Here is a 21,576-nt window from a genome sequence, read left to right on the forward strand (position 1 = left end):
GGATAATTATAATTTTAAAAACTATAATTATATTCCGTCAACTTTTTAAATTCATTAAGTCTATTTTCAAATTCCAAAGAAGATATATGTTGCAATTTCTCTGTACCGAATTTTTCAACTGTAAAAGAGGCCAATGCGCTTCCCACTATGATGGCTTTTTTCATATTTTCATACGATAAATCTGCAGTTTGTGTTATATAACCTGCAAATCCTCCGGCAAATGTATCCCCAGCGCCGGTTGGATCAAAGACATCTTCCAACGGTAAAGCCGGAGCAAAAAATATTTTATTCTCATTAAAAAGCAATGCACCATGCTCTCCTTTTTTAATAATCACTACACGGGGACCCATCTCTTGTATTTTTTTTGCTGCTTTTACTAAACTGAATTCTCCCGAAAGTTGACGCGCTTCGGCATCATTAATAGTTATTACATCTACTTGAGAAAGTATTTGAAGTAATGAATCCCAAGCGGTATTCATCCAAAAATCCATAGTATCTAATATGACTAATTTGGGTTTTACCGACATTTGTTCTAAAACGGATAATTGTACGGCAGGATGTAAATTTCCCAACATTACAATTTCAGAATTTTTCTGAGAATCGGGAATTTTAGGCTCAAAATTTTCTAATACATTTAATTCTGTAATTAATGTGTCGCGATTGTTCATATCTGTATGATATTTTCCGGCCCAAAAAAAAGTTTTTCCTTCTTCTATTTTTTTTACTCCTTCAATACCTATAGAATTTTTATGGAATACCTCTATATATTCAGGTTTAAAATCTCCACCTATTACAGAAACAAGGTTAACTTTTGCTCCCAGCTTCGAAGCTGCCAAACCTATATAGGTGGCAGCCCCGCCTAAAATCTTATCAGTTTTCCCAAATGGGGTTTCTATGGCATCGTATGCAACGGTACCCACTGCTAGTAACTTCATTTATTTTAATTAAAATTATATATCCACAAAGATAAACGTAATGGGAAAGATAGAAAAAGATTTCTCAAAAAATAAATTGATATTTAGATCATTTTAAGAAAGATACCGTGATTTATTGGTATGAATATATCTTTTCAGTAAATAGTTTTATTCCATATACAGTTATTTATTTTTGGAATTAAATCCATAGGATAATCCTATTCCAAATGTTTGACGGGTTTGAACTCTTTTAATTTGATCATGATCATAAATCAAGTCAAAGGTTAGCTTAGTGGATATATGATTATTGACTTTCATATCAATGACACTTCCAAAATTTACATCAACCCTTTCGGCATGGGATAGATAGTTTGAAAATAAAGATAAAGAATTATCCCAAACTACATTTTTCATTATTTCCACTTTATATTTAGCATTAACCATAGCTCCGAGCTCCATATACATATAATCTCCATCATGTTTTAATCCGTAATTATCTTTTTTCTGTAATTTTCTATCCAGCACAAATGTATTTTTGGAGGTTATGGGTAACAAGGATAATTGAAAATTTCCATCCGGCTTATAATCAAAACCAAACCCTACAGTCAAATAACCCGGAGACATAAACGAAGAAATCCTGTCTTTGGAGGTATAGTCGGGGTGAGCACTATAATCATATCCATTAAACATTTGCGTTTTAAATGACAGGTCTACACTAGCGTACCAATTTTTAGATATGCCTCGTCCGTACATAGATTCAAGCAACAGAATGTCATCTGTTTTTCTCATCTTATCATTTTTATTATTGACTTGGCCGTATCCGATGGTTATTTTGTTTTTAAAAATATTTTTTCCTTTCTTATAATCCAAGGAATATTTTATCCTTGCAGATCCTCCAAATGAATTGGTTCCTCCGGCTATCCAATTGGAAAATGAACTTTGATTTACTATAAGAGAATGATCGCCACTAATTTTCCAATTTTTAGCTTTCTTGGGAACAGTAAGCGTATCAGTTACAGGAGTGCCAGTTAGTGGTTGTTGAGCATAAATAAATTGTGAGAGGGTTGATACAAATAAAAATAATAAAATTTTTTTCATCATTCTTGATTGATTTATATGTTAAAAAAAAGATCAAATATAGTAATTATTTAATATACGCAACATTTTTACGCATCACTTAGGTATTTTACAAGTATCGTATTACTTGACAGTACTTTTTGATGTATTATTATCGATTTATTGATTGAAAAAATATAATACGAATATATTCGTGTATTATCTTATTTCAAAATTTTATATTCTTATTTTGGTGATTTAAAAATAGCTAAAGTAGAAATTCTGATTTCTAATTTAAATATGAAATTTTAGCATTTTTTATTGTAAGGTATTCAAATTAGGACTATATCTATCTGCATACTGATTTATAAGTAACGTCATCATAATACATAAATATAACGATAACTACATAGATGATGCAGTTATTGAATTATTCGGCTATATATGATTTAACTAATTTATACTGATAAAGGTAAATTTTATTTTTTGTTGTAAAGAACAGGATTTAATTCTTCATCATTATACATCTTCATTTGCTTGTACACCTTCATATACTTTTTTCCGGCTGAGTAATCTTCTAAGAGTTCTTCAATCGCGGTAGATAGATCTAGATATTGTTGTTGTAAGACGTTTAATTTTTTCTGACAACTTTTTTTATGTTCTAATCCGGCATCCGGCCTTTCCACCTCAGCTTTCATATGATATATTTTTAAGGATAAGATAGATAAACGATCAATAGCCCAAGCCGGACTTTCCGTATTTATTGTCGCATCGGAAAGAATGTGTACATCTTTATAATTGTCTAAAAACCAGCTATCCAAATTTTCTACCCGATCGGTCCTTTCTTGGTTAGATTGGTCAATCCATCTTTTTAATCGTAAGGCTTCTACCGGATCAATATTTTCATCCCTGATTAAATCTTCCAAATGCCATTGGACTGTATCAATCCAATTCTTTAAATACAACAAATGTTCCAGGCTATCTTGAGGATATGGGTTATTAATTTTCTGGTTTACCTCATCTTTTACATGATAATCCTGAATACTTTGATTAAAAATTTTCCAGGCTTTTTCTGTAAATTTCATGTTATTAATTATTATACTAATATATAACTTAATTAGAGATTAGTTTTCGTCTTTAGAATTTGCAGATGAGTTGGTCTCTTTTTTCTTATCTTCATCTGATTTAGTAGCATCTTTAAACTCCTTCAATCCGGTTCCCAGACCTCTCATCAATTCAGGAATTTTTTTTCCTCCAAACAATAATAATACTACAACTAATATTATTATTATTGACATAGGATGTTCAAACAATCTCATAATTTTTTTTGATTTGCTTCAAAGTTAATAAATTTTTCAAAATTTCAACCTCCTATAATACATTTTCTATAAATAACTTACATTCCGGATAACCAGTTGGACGGATTTTGAGGAACAGTACCTTTCCACACTTGGAACCCTAAAAGGGTACTATTGGTATCATCCGTATAAATTTTACCTAATGCTTGACCTGTTTTTACTTTATCACCTACTGAAACAATTACAGTGGTAAGATTCGAATATAAAGTAAAATAATTTCCATGACTTATTAATACTGCTTTTCCTCCTCCCGGCACTATCAGAATTTTGCTCACCGAACCGTTAAATACCGCTTTAGCCAAACTACCCGGGGCAGCTGCTATCTCTACTCCTTGATGCTCCACGTAAATATTAGGTACTACCGGGTGCGGAGTTCTTCCAAATCCGGACACTACAGTTCCTGAAACCGGCCAAGGAAGAAGCTTTTTGTTAGCTTCAAAATTTTTAGATAATGTTTCTGATGCACTTGCAGCCGGTGGAGCTACTCCTATGGATTCTCTCTTAGCATTTGCCTTTACTTCAGCTATTCTAGCTGCTTCTGCTTTTTTTGCTGCCAGTTTTTCTGCGGCTGCTTTTTCTGCGGCCGCTTTTTCTGCTATCTTTTTGGTATCTTCTGCTAGTTTTGCCGCACTTTTATCATTTATTTCTTTATTGGAGGCAATTTTTGCAGCAAGTGCTTCTGCAGCTGCTTTTTTTGCTGCTTCTGCTTTTTGTATTGCAAGTTTTTCTGCTGCTTGTCGGGCTTCTAACGCCTTTTTAGCACGTTCTTCTTCTATTGTTTTTTTCCGTATCCTTTCCGCCTCTTCCGCTTTTCTTCTTTCTTCTGCTTCTTGTGCCTTAACAACTCTGAGTTCTTCTGCTATAATCGCCTGAACTTGTCTTTCCAAAGTTTTACGCTGAGATTGCTTTTGCTTTATTTTTTCTGTTAAATCTCCTTGCTCCTTGATGTATTGCTCAACTATAACCTCTTTTTCTTTCTTTTCAACATTTAATTGATTGATTTGGACTTGTTGTTGGGCTAATACTTCTAATTTTTCTTTTTTTGCCGCTTCTCTCAATTCAATGGTATGTAAAATTTGCTGTTGTTTTTCATTAATTTCAGCAACTTTTTCATCTTGAAATTCTGAATATTTCTGTAAATATTTTATACGTCGAAAAGCTTGAGATATGTTTTCTGACGATAATATAAACAATATCTTGTTTTGTACAGATTTATTTTTATAAGATCGGATTAATACGTCTGCATAATTTTCTCTTAGTTTTTTTAATTCCCTTCGTAATTTATTTACTGCTAATTGATTTAAATATATTTCTTCATCCAAGACTCTAGATTCTTTTCGTGTTGTATTTATAAGCTTTGCCCGTACGCTGATTTTTTTATTCAGATTTGCAATGTATGTAATGGATGTTTTAGATTCATTTTTACTTGAAATCAAAGCCTTATTGAGCTCGGCAATCTCTTGTTTTAATTGGGCGCTCTGTTTTTGAAGGTCTTCTTTCTTATAGGGTAGCTGACTATAAATAAATACAGTTAGCAATAGAAAAAAAAGAGTATATGTTTTTTTATTAACTGTCATTAATTAATTTTTCTTTGCGAATACCCTTTTGGAATTTCAAAAGGCGTTTCCATATTAACGAACTCAAATTTATTATAATTCAATGTAATTTTAATCTCTTTTTCTCCTTTTATGAAAATTTTAATATTTTTTGGCAAAATTTTATACTCAATATTTACATAATCATCATAATCTATCTGTAAATATGTATTTTTTGAGGGATCTTCCATGCTTATTTGTCTCAAATTATAATTAGAATCGAAAATAAGCTTCCTTGAAAAATTTCTTGTTTCTTTACCGCTACCTACTTTCATGGAATGTTTTGAGGTAAGTATATAATAATTATTTTCAATTGAAAAATTAAAATCTTTAGCATGTATAGGAAAAAATATTTTTCCTATCAATAAATCTTCCATGTTTTTATATGTTAAAAAATCTACCTTTAGAAGATTATTGAGATAATCAAAATTAGAATCAACGTATGTTTTTCCAATTCTTTCATACATCTTAAATCCTCCCGGATAAATGGAAGCCCTTGCTAAGGGAAGAATTAGGGATGCATTGGCCCAAATTTGATTTCCTTTATCTATATATAGGGTTAAGGCTACGGAAGGATATGAATTTCCTGATTCAATATCTGCATTTGCTTTAATCTTTAAAGTAGAAAATTCAACAGGCTGTGCAATAGTTTTAAATAAATTTTCTGCACTTGCATTTTCATTTTGGATTTCTTTTTCATTTAGGGAAATTCCTTTTTGGGTCTTACATGAAAATATCAATGCAGAAATTAAAACTAGAATCAGTATTTTTTTCATACTATTTATTTAGTTTCCAACACACTAAAATCACCTAAACTTAATGAACGAGATACACCCATATATTTAGCAGAATTACCAATCATTGAATTGGTAAGATTTCCGTGACTGATGTAAGTGTTTTCTTGTATTAATGAATTTTCAATATTACTTTTATCTATTTTAGTTCCATTTCCTAAAGACACATTGGGACCTATTTTCGAGTTAACAATTTCAACATTTTCACCGATAAAGCAGGGAGGGATAATTAAACTGTTTTCAATTTTTGTACTTTCAGGGTATATTGCCAATTCTTCTTTTTCATAGTTTAAAATTTTAGAATTAGTTTCTACTGTTGCTTCTTTATTCCCGCAATCCATCCAATCACCTACCTTACCTAGAGTAAATTTGGCACCTTTTTCTCTTAAGCTGTCCAGTGCATTGGTCAGTTGAAACTCATTAGCTACTTTAATATCATTATCTATCAGATAATTAATTTCATCCATTAACTTATCTGAATCTTTGAAATAATATATACCTATTATTGCTAAATCTGAAACAAACTCTTTTGGTTTTTCAACAATTCCCTTTATGACTCCTTGCTGATCTAATTTTACCACTCCAAAAGCGCTCGGATCTTCCACTTTTTTTACCCAAATTACTCCATCTGAGTCTTTATCTAATTGGAAATCCGCTTTAAATAAAGTATCCGCAAAAGCAATTATAATAGGCCCCTTCATACTTTCTTTAGCACAATGAATAGCATGAGCCGTGCCTAAAGGACATAATTGATGATAAATGGTACCTTTAGCGCCTAATTTTTCTGCTATATCGATTAATTGTTTTTCAGTTTCTTGTCCAAAATCTCCTATTATAAATGCTATTTCATCTATTTTGTCATCAACTACTTTAGCTATATCTTCTACTAGTCTTTGAACAATTGGTTTACCGGCGATAGGTATCAATGGTTTTGGAATTGTTAATGTATGTGGTCTTAACCTTGAACCTTTTCCTGCCATAGGAACGATAATTCTCATATTGAAAAGATTATTAAAATAAGTAATATATTTTATACGTAATAGTTTATTTTATTCCGGAGCTTCCATATCCTCCTTCACCTCTTACAGTATCATTTAACTTGTCCACTTCTTCCCAAATAACTGTTTCATGTTTAGCAATAACTAACTGGGCTATTCTATCTCCATCATTAATACTAAAATCTTCCTTAGATAGGTTAATTAATATTACTCCCACTTCGCCTCTATAATCGGCATCTATAGTTCCTGGAGAGTTAGGACATCCTATTCCATATTTTAATGCTAATCCGCTTCTCGCACGTATCTGCCCTTCATAACCCGGAGGTATTTCTATATATAATCCGGTAGGTATCACCTTTCTCTCTGAAGGTTTTAATAATAAAGGCATATCCAGATTTGCTTTTAAATCCATCCCTGCTGATAAGGCGGTTTTATATTCCGGTAGTGGATGCTTTGATTTATTAATAACTTTAATTTTCATTATTGTATATTAATTATTATTTTATTAATTATCATTTTACAAAATAATGATAAAATTTACAGAATACAAAAAATAACTCCCATTTACCTTTATATTTAATTTATTATTTTAAAAATATTACAACTTTTAAACTACTTTTATTATTACAAATAGCCTATTTGTTCGTATTGGTTCATCCTTAAAAGGTAAAAATATTTACCTTTACATTTTAAAAACATTTTCTTGATGAAAGAACAATTTATTAAAGAGTTTACCAATCGATATACATACAAAGGGGAAAAAATATTACTGGGAAAGGCTAAGTTAGATGGTCATATAGTTCCTGAAGTTGAAATTTCAGTTCCCCTAAAAATGATTACCAGACATGGATTAATTGCCGGAGCAACTGGAACGGGAAAAACAAAGTCTCTCCAAATTTTAGCGGAACAACTTTCTTTAAAAGGTGTTCCTTCTTTGCTAATGGATATAAAAGGAGATTTAAGTGGAATAGCTAAAGCTGCAGATCCCAATAATCCCAAGATACTCGATCGTTATGAAAAACTGAAACTACCGTACACCGCTCAGGGATTCCCCGTTGAGCTATTAACGATATCTCAAGAAAAAGGAGTAAGACTTAGAGCTACCATTACAGAATTTGGTCCTATTTTACTAAGTAAAATATTAGGTTTAAATGATACGCAAACCAGTATTATGTCGATTATCTTCAAATATTGTGATGACAAAAAACTCCCACTCATTGATTTGGATGATTTACGCAAAGTATTACAATTTGTTACTGAAAATGAGCGGGGAAAGTCAGAGTTATCTCAAAACTATGGTTCCATTGCTTCCAGCTCTTTAGGTTCCTTATTACGAAGTATCGTAGCCCTGGAACAACAAGACGCGGGGCGTTTTTTTGGCGAGCCAAGTTTTAACACGGACGATTTACTACAGGTTAGAAATGGATTGGGTGTTATTAATATAATTAGACTCACTGATATACAAAATCGACCTCAGTTTTTTTCAACCTTTCTATTAAGTTTACTTTCGGAAATTTACCAAACATCTCCTGAAGTTGGAGATTTAGATAAACCTAAATTAGCAATTTTTATCGATGAAGCTCATTTATTATTTAATGAGGCTTCTAAAGTTTTACTTAACCAAATTGAAACCATGGTTAAGCTAATCCGTTCTAAAGGTATTGGCCTATATTTTTGTACTCAGGTTCCGGGAGATGTTCCGGAAGGAGTTCTAGGTCAATTAGGATTAAAAATACAACACGCTTTAAGAGGTTTTACCGCTAAAGATAAAAAAGAAATTAATAAAGCAGTAGAAAATTACCCTTCTACAGAATACTACAAAGCTAACGAACTTATACAACAATTAGGTACCGGTGAAGCTTTTATTACTTGTTTGGATGAAAAAGGAATTCCTACGCCTCTTGCAGATACATTTATGATTTCTCCAAGATCAAGAATGGACATTCTTACGCCTCAGGAAATTGATGAAATTGTCAATAACTCTGCGATGGTTAAAAAATATGCAGATGACATAAATAAGGAAAGTGCCTATGAAATCTTAAGTGAGAGAATGAAAACGGCTTCTGATGATGACTCAGCTACTAAAAAAGAACCGGAATCCACCAAAGCAACTATCTCAAAAACAGAAAAATCGGAACCATCCATTTTTGAGAAAATAATAAATTCTCCTTTGGTAAGAGATATGAGCAGAACTTTTGTAAGAGAGGGGTCTAAAATGCTTTTTGGTGCTTTAGGAGTCAAGAATAATACTCGAAAAAGGAAATAAAGATTACCTGAAATGGATTATGCTATTTTAGATGTAGAGACGACAGGTGGAAAATTTAATGAGGAGAGTATTATTGAAATTGCAGTATATAGATTTAATGGAGAAAAAATTACTGATACTTTTATTTCGTTAATAAATCCTGAAAGGGATATTCATTTTTATGTACAAAAGCTTACAGGTATTACCAAAAAGATGGTTAAAACAGCACCTAAATTTTATGAATTAGCAAAAAGGCTTGTAGAAATAACCGATAATGCAGTTTTAGTAGGGCATAATGTTACTTTTGATTATCGTATTATACGTTCGGAGTTTTTGCGTTTAGGTTTTGACTTCCAACGACCTACTTTAGATACTATCACTTTAAGCAGAACTATCATTCCGGGAATGGCTTCTTATTCTTTAGGAAAACTCTGCTCCTCATTAGGCATTCCTGTAAGTGAAAGGCACAGAGCTCATGGAGATGCTTGGGCAACTGTAAAATTATTTCAATTGTTACTGGATAAAGATACACATAAAAATATAATTAATTCTCATATTAATCAGATAAAGCACCAATCATTAAATAAAAAAATACTTACTTTATTAGAAAGTCTTCCACAAGCAACAGGAGTTTTCTATCTTCATGATGAAAAAGGAAAAATTATCTATATAGACCAAAGTTCCAATATTTCTAATAAAGCACGTCAAATTTTGACCGGAAAAAGCCAAAAATCAAGAAATATCCAAAAAAAAACAGAGCAAATAAGTTTTGAACTTACAGGAAGTAAAATTATTGCCGGTTTGAAGGCTTTTAACGAAATTAAAGTTAACAATCCCGAATACCTTCCTATAAGAAAAACTAATTTTCATAGTTATGGATTGTTTGCGAATCCAAAACAAAATAAAATATACATAGCTTCGTTAAATTCAAAAAATAAAAAAAATGCCTTATTAACTTTTTCGTCTTTAGAAAAGGCAAAAGAATTTTTAACCTCTCAGGAAGAAAAAGAAAACTATTACTGCAATCTAATTCTTGAACTTAATTTTAAAAAAGAAAAATATATATTATTAACAGACCAAGGAAGAACATTAAGTGAAAAATCTTTTATGTTTTTTGAGGAGGGCACTCTGACAGGATATGGATTTTATACCTTACATTCACAAATAAAAAATGTTGACCGGGTAAAAAAAATTATGACAACTTCTTTAGTCAACGAGGATATATTACTTCAAATACGAAACAAATTTTTTATTTCTGATAAACTGCAAAAAATTATCTTATCCCTATAGCCATTTTTACAGTTTACAATAAAAATTATTCATAAATTTGTTTTGATACTAATATATATTTGCTTAATTTAGATATCTTTATAATTATAAATATCTTTATTATGCCATCAAACAAAATTATAGAATTATTAGGTGATAAAACAGATTTCTACCTTAACCATACCTGTAAAACTGTAGATAAAAAATTACTTCATACTCCTTCTTCTTCAGTTATTGATAATATTTGGATTAATTCTGACAGGAATATTCCTACTTTAAGAAGTTTACAAACAATTTTAAAACATGGAAGACTTTCCAATACAGGTTATGTATCTATCCTTCCTGTAGATCAAGGAATTGAGCATACCGGGGGAGCTTCTTTTGCTTCCAATCCCTTGTATTTTGACCCTGAAAATATTATAATGCTTGCTATAGAGGGAGGATGTAATGCTGTAGCATCAACGTATGGGGTACTTTCCTCCGTTGCTAGGAAATACGCTCATAAAATTCCTTTCATTGTAAAAATTAATCATAATGAATTATTGTCTTATCCTAATACTCCTCAACAAATACTTTTCGGAACTGTGAAAGAAGCTTGGAATATGGGGGCCGTGGCAATAGGAGCTACTATTTATTTTGGTTCAAATGATAGCAGACGGGAAATCGTGGAAATAGCCGAAGCTTTTGAATATGCGCATGAATTAGGAATGGCTACCATTTTATGGTGTTACTTACGTAATGATGCTTTCATAAAAGACGGAATAGATTATCATTCTGCGGCTGATTTAACGGGACAAGCCAATCATATCGGAGTAACTATAAAAGCTGATATTATTAAGCAGAAATTACCTACTAATAACGGTGGTTTTACAGCCATAAAATTTGGAAAAACAAATGCAAAAATGTATTCTGAACTTACTACCGATCATCCTATTGATCTGTGCAGATACCAAGTAATAAACAATTATATGGGAAGAATCGGATTAATCAATTCCGGAGGAGAATCCCACGGAGAATCTGATCTTAAAGATGCTGTTATAACTGCCATTATTAACAAGCGTGCCGGAGGTATGGGACTAATAAGCGGTCGCAAGGCATTTCAAAAACCAATGAAAGAAGGAGTAGAATTATTAAACGCCATTCAAGATGTATATTTAGATCAAGAGATAACTCTTGCATAAATATAAATACTATAAAAGAGGTTGCCGCCACAGTAATCTCTTTTTACCTCATAATATTACAGTTCACTAAGTACTTATTTTATACTATTATTATTTCTTATCATAAAAAGGTTTTCATTTAATTAGAGATTACTATTTTTGTAAAACACATGGAATAACAAGATGAAAGGAATACTTTTAGTAAATTTAGGTTCACCTAAGTCTACATCTGAAGAAGATGTAAGGGTATATTTACGCGAATTTTTAATGGATAAACGCGTTATTGACATTCCGTGGTTATTACGAAAAATGATTGTTGAACTTACCATACTTCCTAAAAGACCCAAAGAATCTGCACGTGCTTATCAAAATATTTGGTGGGATGAAGGATCTCCATTAGTAGTTATCTCTAAAAATCTTACCAAAAAGATAGAAGAAAAAATAAAAAATCCTATAGCATTAGCTATGCGATATCAAGAACCATCTATTAAAAATGGACTTACAAAATTGGCTGATAAAGGTGTAACTGAAGTACTTGTTATTCCTCTATATCCTCAGTATGCTATGAGTACAACAGAAACGGTAGTGGAAAAAGCAAAAGAAGTACAAAAAAAATATTTCCCTAATTTAAATATAAGCTTTCTTCCACCTTTTTATAACGATGAAAAATACATTGAAGTCTTAAGTAATTCCATAAAAAAACATCTTCCCAAAAGTTTTGATTTACTTTTATTCAGTTATCACGGAGTTCCGGAACGTCATATATATAAAACAGATCCAACTAAACAATGTCGAATAGATAATATCTGTTGCTTTGAAAAAGAAAGAACTTCGCATAAATATTGTTATAGACACCAATGTTATTATGTTACTGAGAAAGTCCGTGAAAAATTAGGTTTAGATAAAACTAAAATACGACAATCTTTTCAATCACGATTAGGAAGATCTCCTTGGCTACATCCCTATACAGACAAAACATTAGAAAAACTTCCTGCCGAAGGTTTTACCCATATAGCTGTGGTTGCCCCGGCCTTTGTTGCAGATTGCTTAGAAACGCTAGAAGAACTTGCTATCACGGACAAAGAATTATTTATTAAAAATGGAGGTAAAGAATTTCATTATATTGAATGTCTCAACGAAGATGAAAATTGGGTAGAATGGTTAGTTGATAAGATAAACATTTTTATAAACCAATAAGTATATCATTTCTGTTGATTTAAATTAGGTTTTTATAATCATGAAACACTTCTTCAATTGTAATTAATTTTAGTAATTTTGTTTCTATATTCCACTATTTTGAAAAAAATAATAAAAGATTTCTTTATTCTGGTATCAAAATTACCATTTTCTTTTTTATATGGTTTTTCAAACATATTATACTTCATTATATATTATATTATAGGATACAGGAAAAAAGTAGTTAAAAATAATTTATTAATTGCCTTTCCTGATAAAACTGAACACGAAAGAAAAAAAATACAAAAAGAATTTTATAAAAATTTTTCCGACTTCATGGTTGAACTCATTAAAACATTTTCCATGAAAAGAGAAGATTATAAGGACCGAATTAAGTTCGTTAACCTGGATATTACCCAACAATGCATACATGAAAAAAAAGACGTGATCTTACTTAGTGGGCATATGTTTAATTGGGAATGGCTATCCGGAATATCTCCTGATTTACAACAAAAACATAAATATGCCGTCTATAAAAAAGTTGCCAGTAATTTCTTCGACCAAAGCGTACACGAATCGCGATCACGTTACGGAACCATTCCTCTTACCGTTAAAGAAGTAGGTAGAACCATGCTTAAATTACCCAATGATGGCTCTCATATTTTTCTTTTTGTAGCAGATCAAAGTCCTTTTAAAAGCCGAATACATTATGAGTTAAATTTTTTTAACAGGCTAACACCCGCTTTTAACGGGTATGATAAAATAGCTTGCAGAAAAGAATATGCCGTATTATATATAAATATGGTTAAAATTAAAAGAGGTAAATATGAGGCACGCCTAAAACGAATTTACCCGGATAAAGAAAAATTTAGGGAAAATGAAATTGTTGAAAAATTTTATTCAGAACTCACCCAAAATATAAAAACTCATCCGAGTCTTTGGCTTTGGTCACATAAAAGATGGAAATACATAAGCGGAACAGATTATCAACTTTAGCCATTGTTATTTTAAACTATAATGGAATAAAGTGGTTTAAAAAATTTTTACAAAAAGTTATCGATTATAGCCCCAATTCTACCATATACATAATTGATAATGCTTCCACTGACGATTCCGTTTCATTTTTACGCGAAAACTTCCCATCTGTTATCATTATACAAAATGCCATAAATTTAGGATATGCAGGTGGATATAATCAAGGATTAAAATCCGTAACGGAAGATATTTATTGTTTATTGAACTCTGACGTAGAAGTAACTGAAAACTGGACCGCACCTATTCTTTCGTTATTCGTAGAAAATGAGCATATTGCAGCCATTCAGCCAAAAATATTAAGCTATAAAGAAAAAGATAAATTTGAATTTGCAGGAGCCGGCGGTGGGTTTATCGATAATTTAGGTTATCCCTTTTGCCGGGGAAGAATTTTTTTTGATCTTGAGATAGATTCCGGACAATATGATGGTAATCAGGAAATTTTTTGGGCAACCGGAGCTTGCTTTTTTGTCAGGAAAAAAGATTTTTGGGAATGTAATGGTTTTGATTCGGATTTTTTTGCCCACATGGAAGAAATAGACTTATGCTGGAGATTAAAAAATAATAGAAAAATTATATATTATTGTGGAAAATCAACCGTATACCATGTCGGAGGGGGAACTTTAGATCCATATAATCCGCACAAAACATATCTAAATTTCAGAAACAACCTCCTGATGTTAATTAAAAACCTGCCTACTCATAAACTTTTATGGATCTTTCCACTTCGTTTAATGCTGGATGGATTGGCAGGATTTGATTTCATTTTTTCAAATGGTTGGAAATATTGTTGGGCGATTATTCGCGCTCATTTTTCTGTATATTATATGTTACCTAAATATCTAAAAAAACGAAAGGCAGGTATTCCCAATTATTTTGAGAAAAAATATATTGTTTTACAATACTTTATAAAAAAAAGAAAGAAATATTCCCTCTTAAAATAATTACCTTTTTTATTTTATAATAAAAACAAAAAACGGTTAGTTTTTTATAAATTTGTAACTTATTTATTTTTGAAAATCATGGAATCAGCAAGAATACAACAACTTCAAAACCTAGTTAAAGAATTTGGTGCACCCCTTTATGTTTATGATACGGCCATAATAAAAAATCAATACCATAAACTTTTAAAAGCATTCAAAAACATAAAAAAGGTCAAGTTAAATTATGCTTGTAAAGCCAATACCAATCTTGCTGTTTTAAAATACTTTAAAAGTTTAGGCTCCGGTTTAGATACAGTTTCTATACAAGAAGTACAACTAGGGCTTCTTGCCGGTTTTGATCCCAAAGAAATTATATACACTCCTAATGGAGTATCGTTTAAGGAAATAAAACAGGTTATAGAACAGGGAGTTCGAATCAATATAGATAACCTTTCTATATTGGAAACATTTGGGCAAGAAATAAAGAATTACCCTGTTTGTATCAGAATCAATCCCCACATATTAGCAGGTGGAAATACCAAAATATCGACCGGTCATATCGATTCCAAATTTGGAATTTCAATTCATCAGTTGCCTCACATACTAAGAATTGTAAACAACACCGGTATTAAAGTAGAGGGTATTCATATGCATACAGGATCAGATATTCTGGATGTGGAAGTTTTTTTGCAAGGTGCCGAGATTCTTTTTAATGTTGCTAAAGAATTCCATGACCTTGATTACATAGACTTTGGCAGCGGTTTTAAAGTTCCATATAAAAAAGGAGATCATGAAACGGACATTAACTATCTCGGAAAAAAACTGGCAGAACGCTTTAATGATTTTCAAAAAGAATATCATAAAGAATTAACCCTTATGTTTGAACCGGGTAAATATTTAGTTAGTCAATCCGGTTTTTTTATAGTTTCAGTAAATGTAATCAAGCAAACTACCTCTACTGTTTTTGCGGAAGTCGACAGCGGATTTAACCATTTAATACGACCTATGTTTTATAATGCCTATCATAACATCTTTAACATTTCTAACCCCGAAGGAAGACATAGGTTTTATACGGTTGTAGGTTACATTTGCGAAACCGATACTTTTGGAACTAACCGAAAAATAAATGAAATACGTGAGGGTGATTTCTTATGTTTTGAAAATGCGGGAGCCTATTGTTTTTCTATGTCATCCAATTATAATTCCCGATTAAAACCTGCTGAAATACTTTTACTGGATAACAAACCCTATCTTATCAGAAGGAGAGAAACCTTAAACGATTTATTATCTACTACAGAGGAAATTTCTATTTAAAAAATTTGGAAAAATAAAAAATAATTGTATATTTGCATCCGTTAAAAATCCCTCAATAGGGGAAAAAGGAGAGATGGCAGAGTGGTCGATTGCGGCGGTCTTGAAAACCGTTGACTGTAACAGGTCCGGGGGTTCGAATCCCTCTCTCTCCGCTAACAAACCCGCTATATAATCAGGTTTTTCTTTCATACAAAGGTTTTCATAGAAATTTAGTGATTTTTGAATATGACAAAATATGCTGTATTATGCCATATTTTTGATATGCTTTTTTACATTTGTATCAAATTTTTTGATACAATTTAACACAATCAAAATATGGATAATTTGAGCTTACGATTTGTTTACGACAGGCGTAATGAAATAGCAAAAGGCAAGTCAGTAGCTCATCTACATATTGAGGTACGGCAAAATAAAACCATTAACCGCATATTCATAAATACCTATATAAAATTAAAACCATCCGAATATTCCGATAAAAACGGATTTACGTGTAAAAATCATCCCAATGCTGCGGCCATAACAGCTAAAGCTCATCATATATTTATAGAAGTAGAAGAATTTGTATTATCTGATAACTACCGTGCTTTAGAAGATGTAAAAAATTGGGACAAAGACGAAACTCTTATCCACTCAATATTTGTATAGCTCTTCTGTATAAAAATGTAAGCAAAAGAGAGCAATTGAATATAAAAATTCGAAAATTTCACACAAAAACTAAAAATAATCAATGCAACCCTTCAAAAGAAATTCGATTTTCTTTTTGAACGATTGGGAGTAACTTTTTATTTAGACCTTAATTTATCGGATTTAGATAATTTTTTTGATTGGTTTTGTTGTAGTACTAACTAAATATATTTTACAGATATGTTCAATGATTGGCACACTTCCTTTTTAAGACACTTTCTTTTATTTCCGGCATTTATTTTTATCATACAATAAAATATTATCCGTAAAAGGTGATATAGGTTTATTATTTTTGCTTTGATAAAATTATATTCCCTACATGTAAGAAGATCCAAAAAACATCAATTATATTACACCTTTTATTATACCTAAATATTTATCTTTTGTGAGAAAGAATACATCAATATGGGTTGTTCCTCCTAATTCACCATCATTTCCTAAAGTAATTTCTCCAACAGGAGTTAAATAAATTGACAAAGCTGTTTGATTTCCTACCTTAGATAACATCATTGTTTTATCAGTCACATGATTAGGTTTTCTATACACTGAAATAATGCGGTCTGCGACAGTTTTGAGCTTGTCTAAGACTTTTAATATCTATAAGTGGTTTATTTACAACTATTATTAGTTTAATACCTATTAACTCTTCAGTTATATTATCAAAGTAAAGGTTAATAGCATGTATTTTATGATTAAACAAATATTGCAAATCTTAATCAGAAGTCATATAAATATATGCTATTATATCTTTATTTGAATTTAGTAGTTCTTTTAAATTATCAAAACTATTTATTGATGTTCCTAATTTTATACTTTTAAAGCCATTCTTCTTGTTAAGTTATAAATTTTGGCTGAAAATTAAAAACGAAATGAATTGATTTATCATAAAATATATTATTTTTAGCATCCTATTTTCTATAATAAGTTTAATATAATGTTGAGTATCAATAAATTCTTTCCATTTCAAAGCGGTATTGCTTTATTCTAATACTTCAGCATCCGATTTTTATACCCTGGATCTGCATATTCCCAAAGAATTTTAAGAGCATTTCTAGACAAACTCCATTGACTCGTACTTTTTTCATTTTCAACAGAATGACCCGCACTGTGTTCAATAAAAGTTACTTTTCCTGATGAGTCAAAATTTAAAGTTATTTTCCCAGTTGCTCCTTCTTCAGAATACTATGTTCAAACAAGTTTTGTTTGTTCTATGGATAAAGTGGATTATCCAGAAGCGTGATTACCATCATTTGAACAATTAGTTAATGAAAGGACAATAAAAGTTCTACTAAAAATAAATTCAATTTTTTCATAATCACATAATTTTATAGTAAGTGTAAACATTTATGTTTATCATCCTCGCAAATACAAAATATAATATTGACATATATATCAATAAATGAAGATAAATTTTTAGCTTATAAGAAAACTATTTGGAAAAGCTTCTTTCGATAATCGAAATTATTCAAATCATTTTAAATAATTATAATATGAAAACTATTCATATAACAAATATTCTTAAATATTATATAAACTTCACGATATTTACATATTACAAAAAAACCTGCTGTATTTAAAATACAACAGGTTTTTCTTATTTTTATAAGTTTATAAAAATAAATTTTATATCATTTACTTATTAATATGAGGATTAATTCCATTCGTTTGTGCTGCCTGAATAGCCCAAGCAACTGCATTGGCTGTAAAGACTGAATTATAAACGCTGTATTGATTCAATCCAACCATATCATTTCCATATGCAGGTTTTGGAATAGGATACAAAGGATAAGTATGACCTCCAATGGTAACCGAACCTAAAAACATCGGATAGTAAATATTGCCGGCAGCATTACCAGGTAAAACTCCATTTGATGCTCCTGATGAGTTAAACCCACCATCACATACAAGTACTAAATTATACTTTTTATGTTTAAATGCCGTTACATCTCCATTGGGTGCTGTGGAAAGCACTTCAATATCACTACTTAAAGGAAGTCCGCTTACTATACCTGTCGTAGTAGATGCATCTTCTCCCCAGAATTCTCCTCGTATGTCACCGAAAGGACCATTTACTATAGGGTTGTTAATATCTTTCAATTTATATACAGCTCCTCCTGCTCCTACTCCTGTAACATACCTTGTTTTGATTCCTCCATCAGGATACAACCCGGTAAGAAAACGCTTAATTCGATCATTATCCTCCATAAAAACAAGCATTACTCCACCTTTTTTAAGATATTCTGCATAATATTTCGCAGCTTCAGCATCAAGATTTCCTGTTTGTCCTGTAATTACTATATCCGGAGGATTACTACCTAATAACTCATTTTTTACAATGTTGGAACCAGGACTATCTCCTAAATGTTTACTATCTTTCGTCCAACCTCTAAATTTAACAATGCTATAGGGTTGTAACCCAAAGTTATCCTCATTTTTTATCATTGCTGCTAAGTTACCATTTCCCAATGCATTATAAACCCCTACTCCGGTAGTATATAGTTTCATATAATCATACCCAACAAGTACTGTTGCCTCACAAGTTGCTGTTGATGAAACACTATTAGAATGAATAGTCATTTTTTTGGGAGAATAACTAATAGGAGCTCCTTCTCCTAACAATTTTACAGTTTGTGTAACCCATCCGCTAGTCTGTCCTTGGCTATCTAAAGTTAATTTATCAGATTTGAAACTAATACCTTCTACGGTATCTGTATATAAATACAGAGGAGCTCCATTAAATGATGCATCAAAACGAATAGTAACTTCTATGTAATTACTATTGGTTAAAGGAATATCATTTTGATAGATGCCTCTAACCGTTGTAGAAGAACAATCCATTGTAAATACAGGTTTTACAGAGGAATCTTGTACTTCTACATTAAAAGTAGAACACGGTGCACTCACTGCTACCCCATTCATAAGCAATGTAAATTCATCACCAGGCTGCCCCGATGGGGTAAAATTTTCAGGAGTTCCATAACAGGGAACTTCTATTGTATAAGTTCCTGTGGAAAGAAAATCTCCGGATTTTGTAAAATAATATTTATTATCTGGCGAAGAAGTTGCATTAATATTGTAAGACCCAGGTTTGATTACATCCACAGTTAGCAAAAGCTTGTTGTCTGAAGTTACAGCAGTCTTATTTAAATAAGTTCCATTAATTTTTAAAGTATTACATTCCATAGAAAAAACAGCTTTACCTGGTCTTCCACAAAGACTACTCCAAACGTCTTCTATCTTATTCCAATAATTAAAACAATTCTCTGTTGTATTGTAAATTAACAATCCATCTTTTGCATTAGCTTTATCTATTTCATCTCTTTGTGCTTCAGTTAGTCGTGGTATCAAAATACCCTTATTATTATTTGGAGACACTACATCCAGCATGGTATTTGAATCGGGCGTTTCAGTTCCTATCCCGACCTGGGCATTAATTACGCAGTTAATTAGTAATAAATAAATTATAAAATAAAATCTGTTCATAAAAATGTAATTTAATATTAATATATTTTGTAAAGAACCGTCAAGAATACTTACAAAGTAAAAACTTTAGTACTTACTTATCTGTATTAAATATCCTTGTTTGAATTAACTTAAAAAATATTTGCAAAGATACTATACTTTTACTTTTTAGCAACAAAAAGGCTTTTTTTTTGAGATAAATACTATAAAGTTATTTATAATTACTTATTATTTTATGAATTCACAAAATTTATTTAGTGTATTTTTAAAACTTTCTTCAACTTCATTAGCTATTTCAAACACGCAAGGAAATGGATCTTCATGTATGTAATGGTAAGGATAATCTATCAAATCTATTGTAATAGGAATATCTCTTTTAGATCCTTGTAAGGTATTCATGATTTCATAAGAAGGAATTACTTCATCTTTAACTAAGGTAATTACATAAAACTGATTACTGATTTTTCTAAATGTTTCTTCTCTTTCTTTAATTAAAGTTTTATAATTCAACATACTTCTGAAATTAGCTCCTTCCGGATCGTTATACATATAGTGGCGAAGAACCTCATCTCTTTTCATATGACTTTCCATGTGTTCAACAATAAAAGAATATAAGCTGACTCCCGCTTCACTATCCAATATAAATTTTGATACCGGCGTTAATCGGTTAAAAACAGCTCCTCCACAAAAAATAGCACATTTTGTATCCGAAAAATAACCGTTTCTGTTACTCATCTTTAAAAGTTCAGCTAAAAACGCTCCTATGGAATAGGCAAAAAAGTCTATTTTGGCATTTTTATCAATAGCAGGGTGTAAGCCGTCTTTGATATCTTCAACAAAGTCAATAACATCATAGTATGATTGTAAACCTGACCAGATAAATCTCTGCGGTTTGTTATTAATGCGTGTACTAATTGCAACATTGGAAAGGCTGGAACATAAAAGCATTGGGTGCCGTTTTTTTCGTTCTTCGCTTACCCGATACATTTCTCTGGGATTACTCCATAATAATGGTGCTCTGTTCATATGAAAAGCCATAGGAAACAAAACGATAGCTTTCCCTGTTTTTTCAGCCATATATGTTGCCCATGGTAAATATTTATTCCAATATTTTTCATTGAATCCGTGAAACAGAATTATGATTTCTTTTGCCTTCTTTTCTTTTTTAGGCATAATTATATGATATCGAAATTCAGTATTCTCAGCAATGTCAGCATCTTTATTATTGAGCATTTTTTGTATAACGTCAGGATTATGATCGTTAATTGTATTACATAAGAATTCATAATCATCTTTATTACCTAAACCACCCGGAAGTATAAAACGATAATTTGATTTAAATGAAAAATTTCTAATAACTAAATTTTCGTCTATCTCAATTTCATTCTTTGTATAATCTTCAATTTTTTTTAAATAATTGAACAAGTCTAAATATTTCATTTATATGTTAAAATTTGTAGTTAGGTACTGAATCCCAAATAATTATAGTATCACTATACAATTATAACCACAATTATAATCATTTTTCTGAATATGTATAGGAAATAAAACTATATTTTTTAATAAAAATAAAGATAATTTAATATTATAATGAAA

The 21,576-nt window shown here is 30.9% G+C and carries 19 protein-coding genes and 1 tRNA gene; 9 read left to right on the top strand and 11 right to left on the bottom strand.

Features of this window, described 5'->3' with window-relative positions; all coding sequences use genetic code 11:
* Nucleotides 1-14 precede the first annotated feature (14 nt).
* The 8 genes from ASC36_RS05120 to dut form a co-directional block, all read right to left on the bottom strand.
* The gene (locus tag ASC36_RS05120; RefSeq protein ID WP_055425420.1) at nt 15-935 is read right to left on the bottom strand and encodes a PfkB family carbohydrate kinase; all 921 of its coding nucleotides are present in this window, start codon (nt 933-935) and stop codon (nt 15-17) included.
* A gap of 162 nt (nt 936-1,097) precedes the next feature.
* Nucleotides 1,098-2,015, bottom strand: a complete 918-nt coding sequence (locus ASC36_RS05125) for a DUF3078 domain-containing protein (RefSeq protein ID WP_055425421.1) — start codon at nt 2,013-2,015, stop codon at nt 1,098-1,100.
* Between the two features lie 434 nt (nt 2,016-2,449).
* Complete coding sequence (locus tag ASC36_RS05130; RefSeq protein WP_055425422.1) at nt 2,450-3,055, bottom strand: DUF4254 domain-containing protein; 606 nt, start codon at nt 3,053-3,055, stop codon at nt 2,450-2,452.
* Nucleotides 3,056-3,094: 39 nt separating this feature from the next.
* A complete protein-coding gene (gene tatA, locus ASC36_RS05135; protein ID WP_055425423.1) occupies nt 3,095-3,289 on the bottom strand; it encodes a twin-arginine translocase TatA/TatE family subunit in 195 nt (64 codons plus the stop codon).
* A gap of 77 nt (nt 3,290-3,366) precedes the next feature.
* A complete protein-coding gene (locus ASC36_RS05140; RefSeq protein WP_055425424.1) occupies nt 3,367-4,905 on the bottom strand; it encodes a murein hydrolase activator EnvC family protein in 1,539 nt (512 codons plus the stop codon).
* Nucleotides 4,905-5,699, bottom strand: coding sequence for a DUF4292 domain-containing protein (locus ASC36_RS05145; protein WP_055425425.1), 795 nt, complete (start codon nt 5,697-5,699; stop codon nt 4,905-4,907). Before ASC36_RS05145 ends, ASC36_RS05140 begins: the two co-directional genes overlap by 1 nt.
* Nucleotides 5,700-5,704: 5 nt before the next feature.
* On the bottom strand, nt 5,705-6,715 hold the full coding sequence (locus ASC36_RS05150) for a sugar phosphate nucleotidyltransferase (protein WP_055425426.1): 1,011 nt from the start codon (nt 6,713-6,715) through the stop codon (nt 5,705-5,707).
* Nucleotides 6,716-6,761: 46 nt separating this feature from the next.
* Entirely contained in the window at nt 6,762-7,196 is a 435-nt protein-coding gene (gene dut, locus ASC36_RS05155; RefSeq protein ID WP_055425427.1) for a dUTP diphosphatase, read from the bottom strand.
* Between the two features lie 225 nt (nt 7,197-7,421).
* On the opposite strand from dut, the gene ASC36_RS05160 reads away from it, so the two are divergent.
* The 9 genes from ASC36_RS05160 (at nt 7,422) to ASC36_RS05200 (ending at nt 16,479) form a co-directional block, all read left to right on the top strand.
* Nucleotides 7,422-8,981 (top strand): helicase HerA-like domain-containing protein, encoded by a 1,560-nt coding sequence (locus tag ASC36_RS05160; protein WP_055425428.1) that lies wholly within the window; start codon nt 7,422-7,424, stop codon nt 8,979-8,981.
* A gap of 12 nt (nt 8,982-8,993) precedes the next feature.
* Entirely contained in the window at nt 8,994-10,250 is a 1,257-nt protein-coding gene (locus ASC36_RS05165) for an exonuclease domain-containing protein (protein ID WP_055425429.1), read from the top strand.
* 101 nt (nt 10,251-10,351) lie between these two features.
* The gene (locus ASC36_RS05170) at nt 10,352-11,410 is read left to right on the top strand and encodes a class I fructose-bisphosphate aldolase (protein WP_055425430.1); all 1,059 of its coding nucleotides are present in this window, start codon (nt 10,352-10,354) and stop codon (nt 11,408-11,410) included.
* Between the two features lie 162 nt (nt 11,411-11,572).
* Nucleotides 11,573-12,586 (top strand): ferrochelatase, encoded by a 1,014-nt coding sequence (gene hemH / locus ASC36_RS05175; RefSeq protein WP_055425431.1) that lies wholly within the window; start codon nt 11,573-11,575, stop codon nt 12,584-12,586.
* A gap of 99 nt (nt 12,587-12,685) precedes the next feature.
* Nucleotides 12,686-13,561 carry a lysophospholipid acyltransferase family protein gene (locus ASC36_RS05180; RefSeq protein WP_055425432.1) on the top strand — a complete coding sequence of 292 codons (876 nt, stop codon included), beginning with the start codon at nt 12,686-12,688 and terminating at the stop codon, nt 13,559-13,561.
* The gene (locus ASC36_RS05185; RefSeq protein WP_055425433.1) at nt 13,525-14,541 is read left to right on the top strand and encodes a glycosyltransferase family 2 protein; all 1,017 of its coding nucleotides are present in this window, start codon (nt 13,525-13,527) and stop codon (nt 14,539-14,541) included. Before ASC36_RS05180 ends, ASC36_RS05185 begins: the two co-directional genes overlap by 37 nt.
* 78 nt (nt 14,542-14,619) lie before the next feature.
* On the top strand, nt 14,620-15,834 hold the full coding sequence (gene lysA, locus ASC36_RS05190; protein WP_055425434.1) for a diaminopimelate decarboxylase: 1,215 nt from the start codon (nt 14,620-14,622) through the stop codon (nt 15,832-15,834).
* Nucleotides 15,835-15,901: 67 nt separating this feature from the next.
* Nucleotides 15,902-15,986 (top strand) — tRNA-Ser (locus tag ASC36_RS05195).
* A 163-nt stretch (nt 15,987-16,149) separates the two neighbouring features.
* Complete coding sequence (locus ASC36_RS05200; RefSeq protein ID WP_055425435.1) at nt 16,150-16,479, top strand: hypothetical protein; 330 nt, start codon at nt 16,150-16,152, stop codon at nt 16,477-16,479.
* 384 nt (nt 16,480-16,863) lie between these two features.
* On the opposite strand, the gene ASC36_RS05205 is transcribed toward ASC36_RS05200, so the two are convergent.
* The 3 genes from ASC36_RS05205 to ASC36_RS05215 all read right to left on the bottom strand — a co-directional run bounded on the left by ASC36_RS05205 (nt 16,864) and on the right by ASC36_RS05215 (nt 21,420).
* Nucleotides 16,864-17,043 carry a hypothetical protein gene (locus ASC36_RS05205; RefSeq protein ID WP_141656205.1) on the bottom strand — a complete coding sequence of 60 codons (180 nt, stop codon included), beginning with the start codon at nt 17,041-17,043 and terminating at the stop codon, nt 16,864-16,866.
* Nucleotides 17,044-18,150: 1,107 nt separating this feature from the next.
* Complete coding sequence (locus ASC36_RS05210; RefSeq protein ID WP_055425437.1) at nt 18,151-20,001, bottom strand: hypothetical protein; 1,851 nt, start codon at nt 19,999-20,001, stop codon at nt 18,151-18,153.
* 207 nt (nt 20,002-20,208) lie between these two features.
* Complete coding sequence (locus ASC36_RS05215) at nt 20,209-21,420, bottom strand: DUF6051 family protein (RefSeq protein WP_055425438.1); 1,212 nt, start codon at nt 21,418-21,420, stop codon at nt 20,209-20,211.
* Between the last annotated feature and the right edge of the window lie 156 nt (nt 21,421-21,576).

It is taken from the genome of Apibacter mensalis (assembly GCF_001418685.1).
In the GTDB taxonomy this organism is placed as follows: Bacteria; Bacteroidota; Bacteroidia; order Flavobacteriales; family Weeksellaceae; genus Apibacter; species Apibacter mensalis.

Excerpts from the sequence above, each read along its gene's own strand:
- ASC36_RS05160 (WP_055425428.1), top strand. The coding sequence starts at position 7,422 with ATGAAAGAACAATTTATTAAAGAGTTTACCAATCGATATACATACAAA.
- tatA (WP_055425423.1), bottom strand. The coding sequence starts at position 3,289 with ATGAGATTGTTTGAACATCCTATGTCAATAATAATAATATTAGTTGTA.
- ASC36_RS05140 (WP_055425424.1), bottom strand. The coding sequence starts at position 4,905 with ATGACAGTTAATAAAAAAACATATACTCTTTTTTTTCTATTGCTAACT.
- ASC36_RS05215 (WP_055425438.1), bottom strand. The coding sequence starts at position 21,420 with ATGAAATATTTAGACTTGTTCAATTATTTAAAAAAAATTGAAGATTAT.
- ASC36_RS05120 (WP_055425420.1), bottom strand. The coding sequence starts at position 935 with ATGAAGTTACTAGCAGTGGGTACCGTTGCATACGATGCCATAGAAACC.
- ASC36_RS05185 (WP_055425433.1), top strand. The coding sequence starts at position 13,525 with ATGGAAATACATAAGCGGAACAGATTATCAACTTTAGCCATTGTTATT.
- ASC36_RS05210 (WP_055425437.1), bottom strand. The coding sequence starts at position 20,001 with ATGAACAGATTTTATTTTATAATTTATTTATTACTAATTAACTGCGTA.
- dut (WP_055425427.1), bottom strand. The coding sequence starts at position 7,196 with ATGAAAATTAAAGTTATTAATAAATCAAAGCATCCACTACCGGAATAT.
- hemH (WP_055425431.1), top strand. The coding sequence starts at position 11,573 with ATGAAAGGAATACTTTTAGTAAATTTAGGTTCACCTAAGTCTACATCT.
- ASC36_RS05170 (WP_055425430.1), top strand. The coding sequence starts at position 10,352 with ATGCCATCAAACAAAATTATAGAATTATTAGGTGATAAAACAGATTTC.
- ASC36_RS05125 (WP_055425421.1), bottom strand. The coding sequence starts at position 2,015 with ATGATGAAAAAAATTTTATTATTTTTATTTGTATCAACCCTCTCACAA.
- ASC36_RS05200 (WP_055425435.1), top strand. The coding sequence starts at position 16,150 with ATGGATAATTTGAGCTTACGATTTGTTTACGACAGGCGTAATGAAATA.
- ASC36_RS05130 (WP_055425422.1), bottom strand. The coding sequence starts at position 3,055 with ATGAAATTTACAGAAAAAGCCTGGAAAATTTTTAATCAAAGTATTCAG.
- ASC36_RS05165 (WP_055425429.1), top strand. The coding sequence starts at position 8,994 with ATGGATTATGCTATTTTAGATGTAGAGACGACAGGTGGAAAATTTAAT.
- lysA (WP_055425434.1), top strand. The coding sequence starts at position 14,620 with ATGGAATCAGCAAGAATACAACAACTTCAAAACCTAGTTAAAGAATTT.
- ASC36_RS05145 (WP_055425425.1), bottom strand. The coding sequence starts at position 5,699 with ATGAAAAAAATACTGATTCTAGTTTTAATTTCTGCATTGATATTTTCA.
- ASC36_RS05150 (WP_055425426.1), bottom strand. The coding sequence starts at position 6,715 with ATGAGAATTATCGTTCCTATGGCAGGAAAAGGTTCAAGGTTAAGACCA.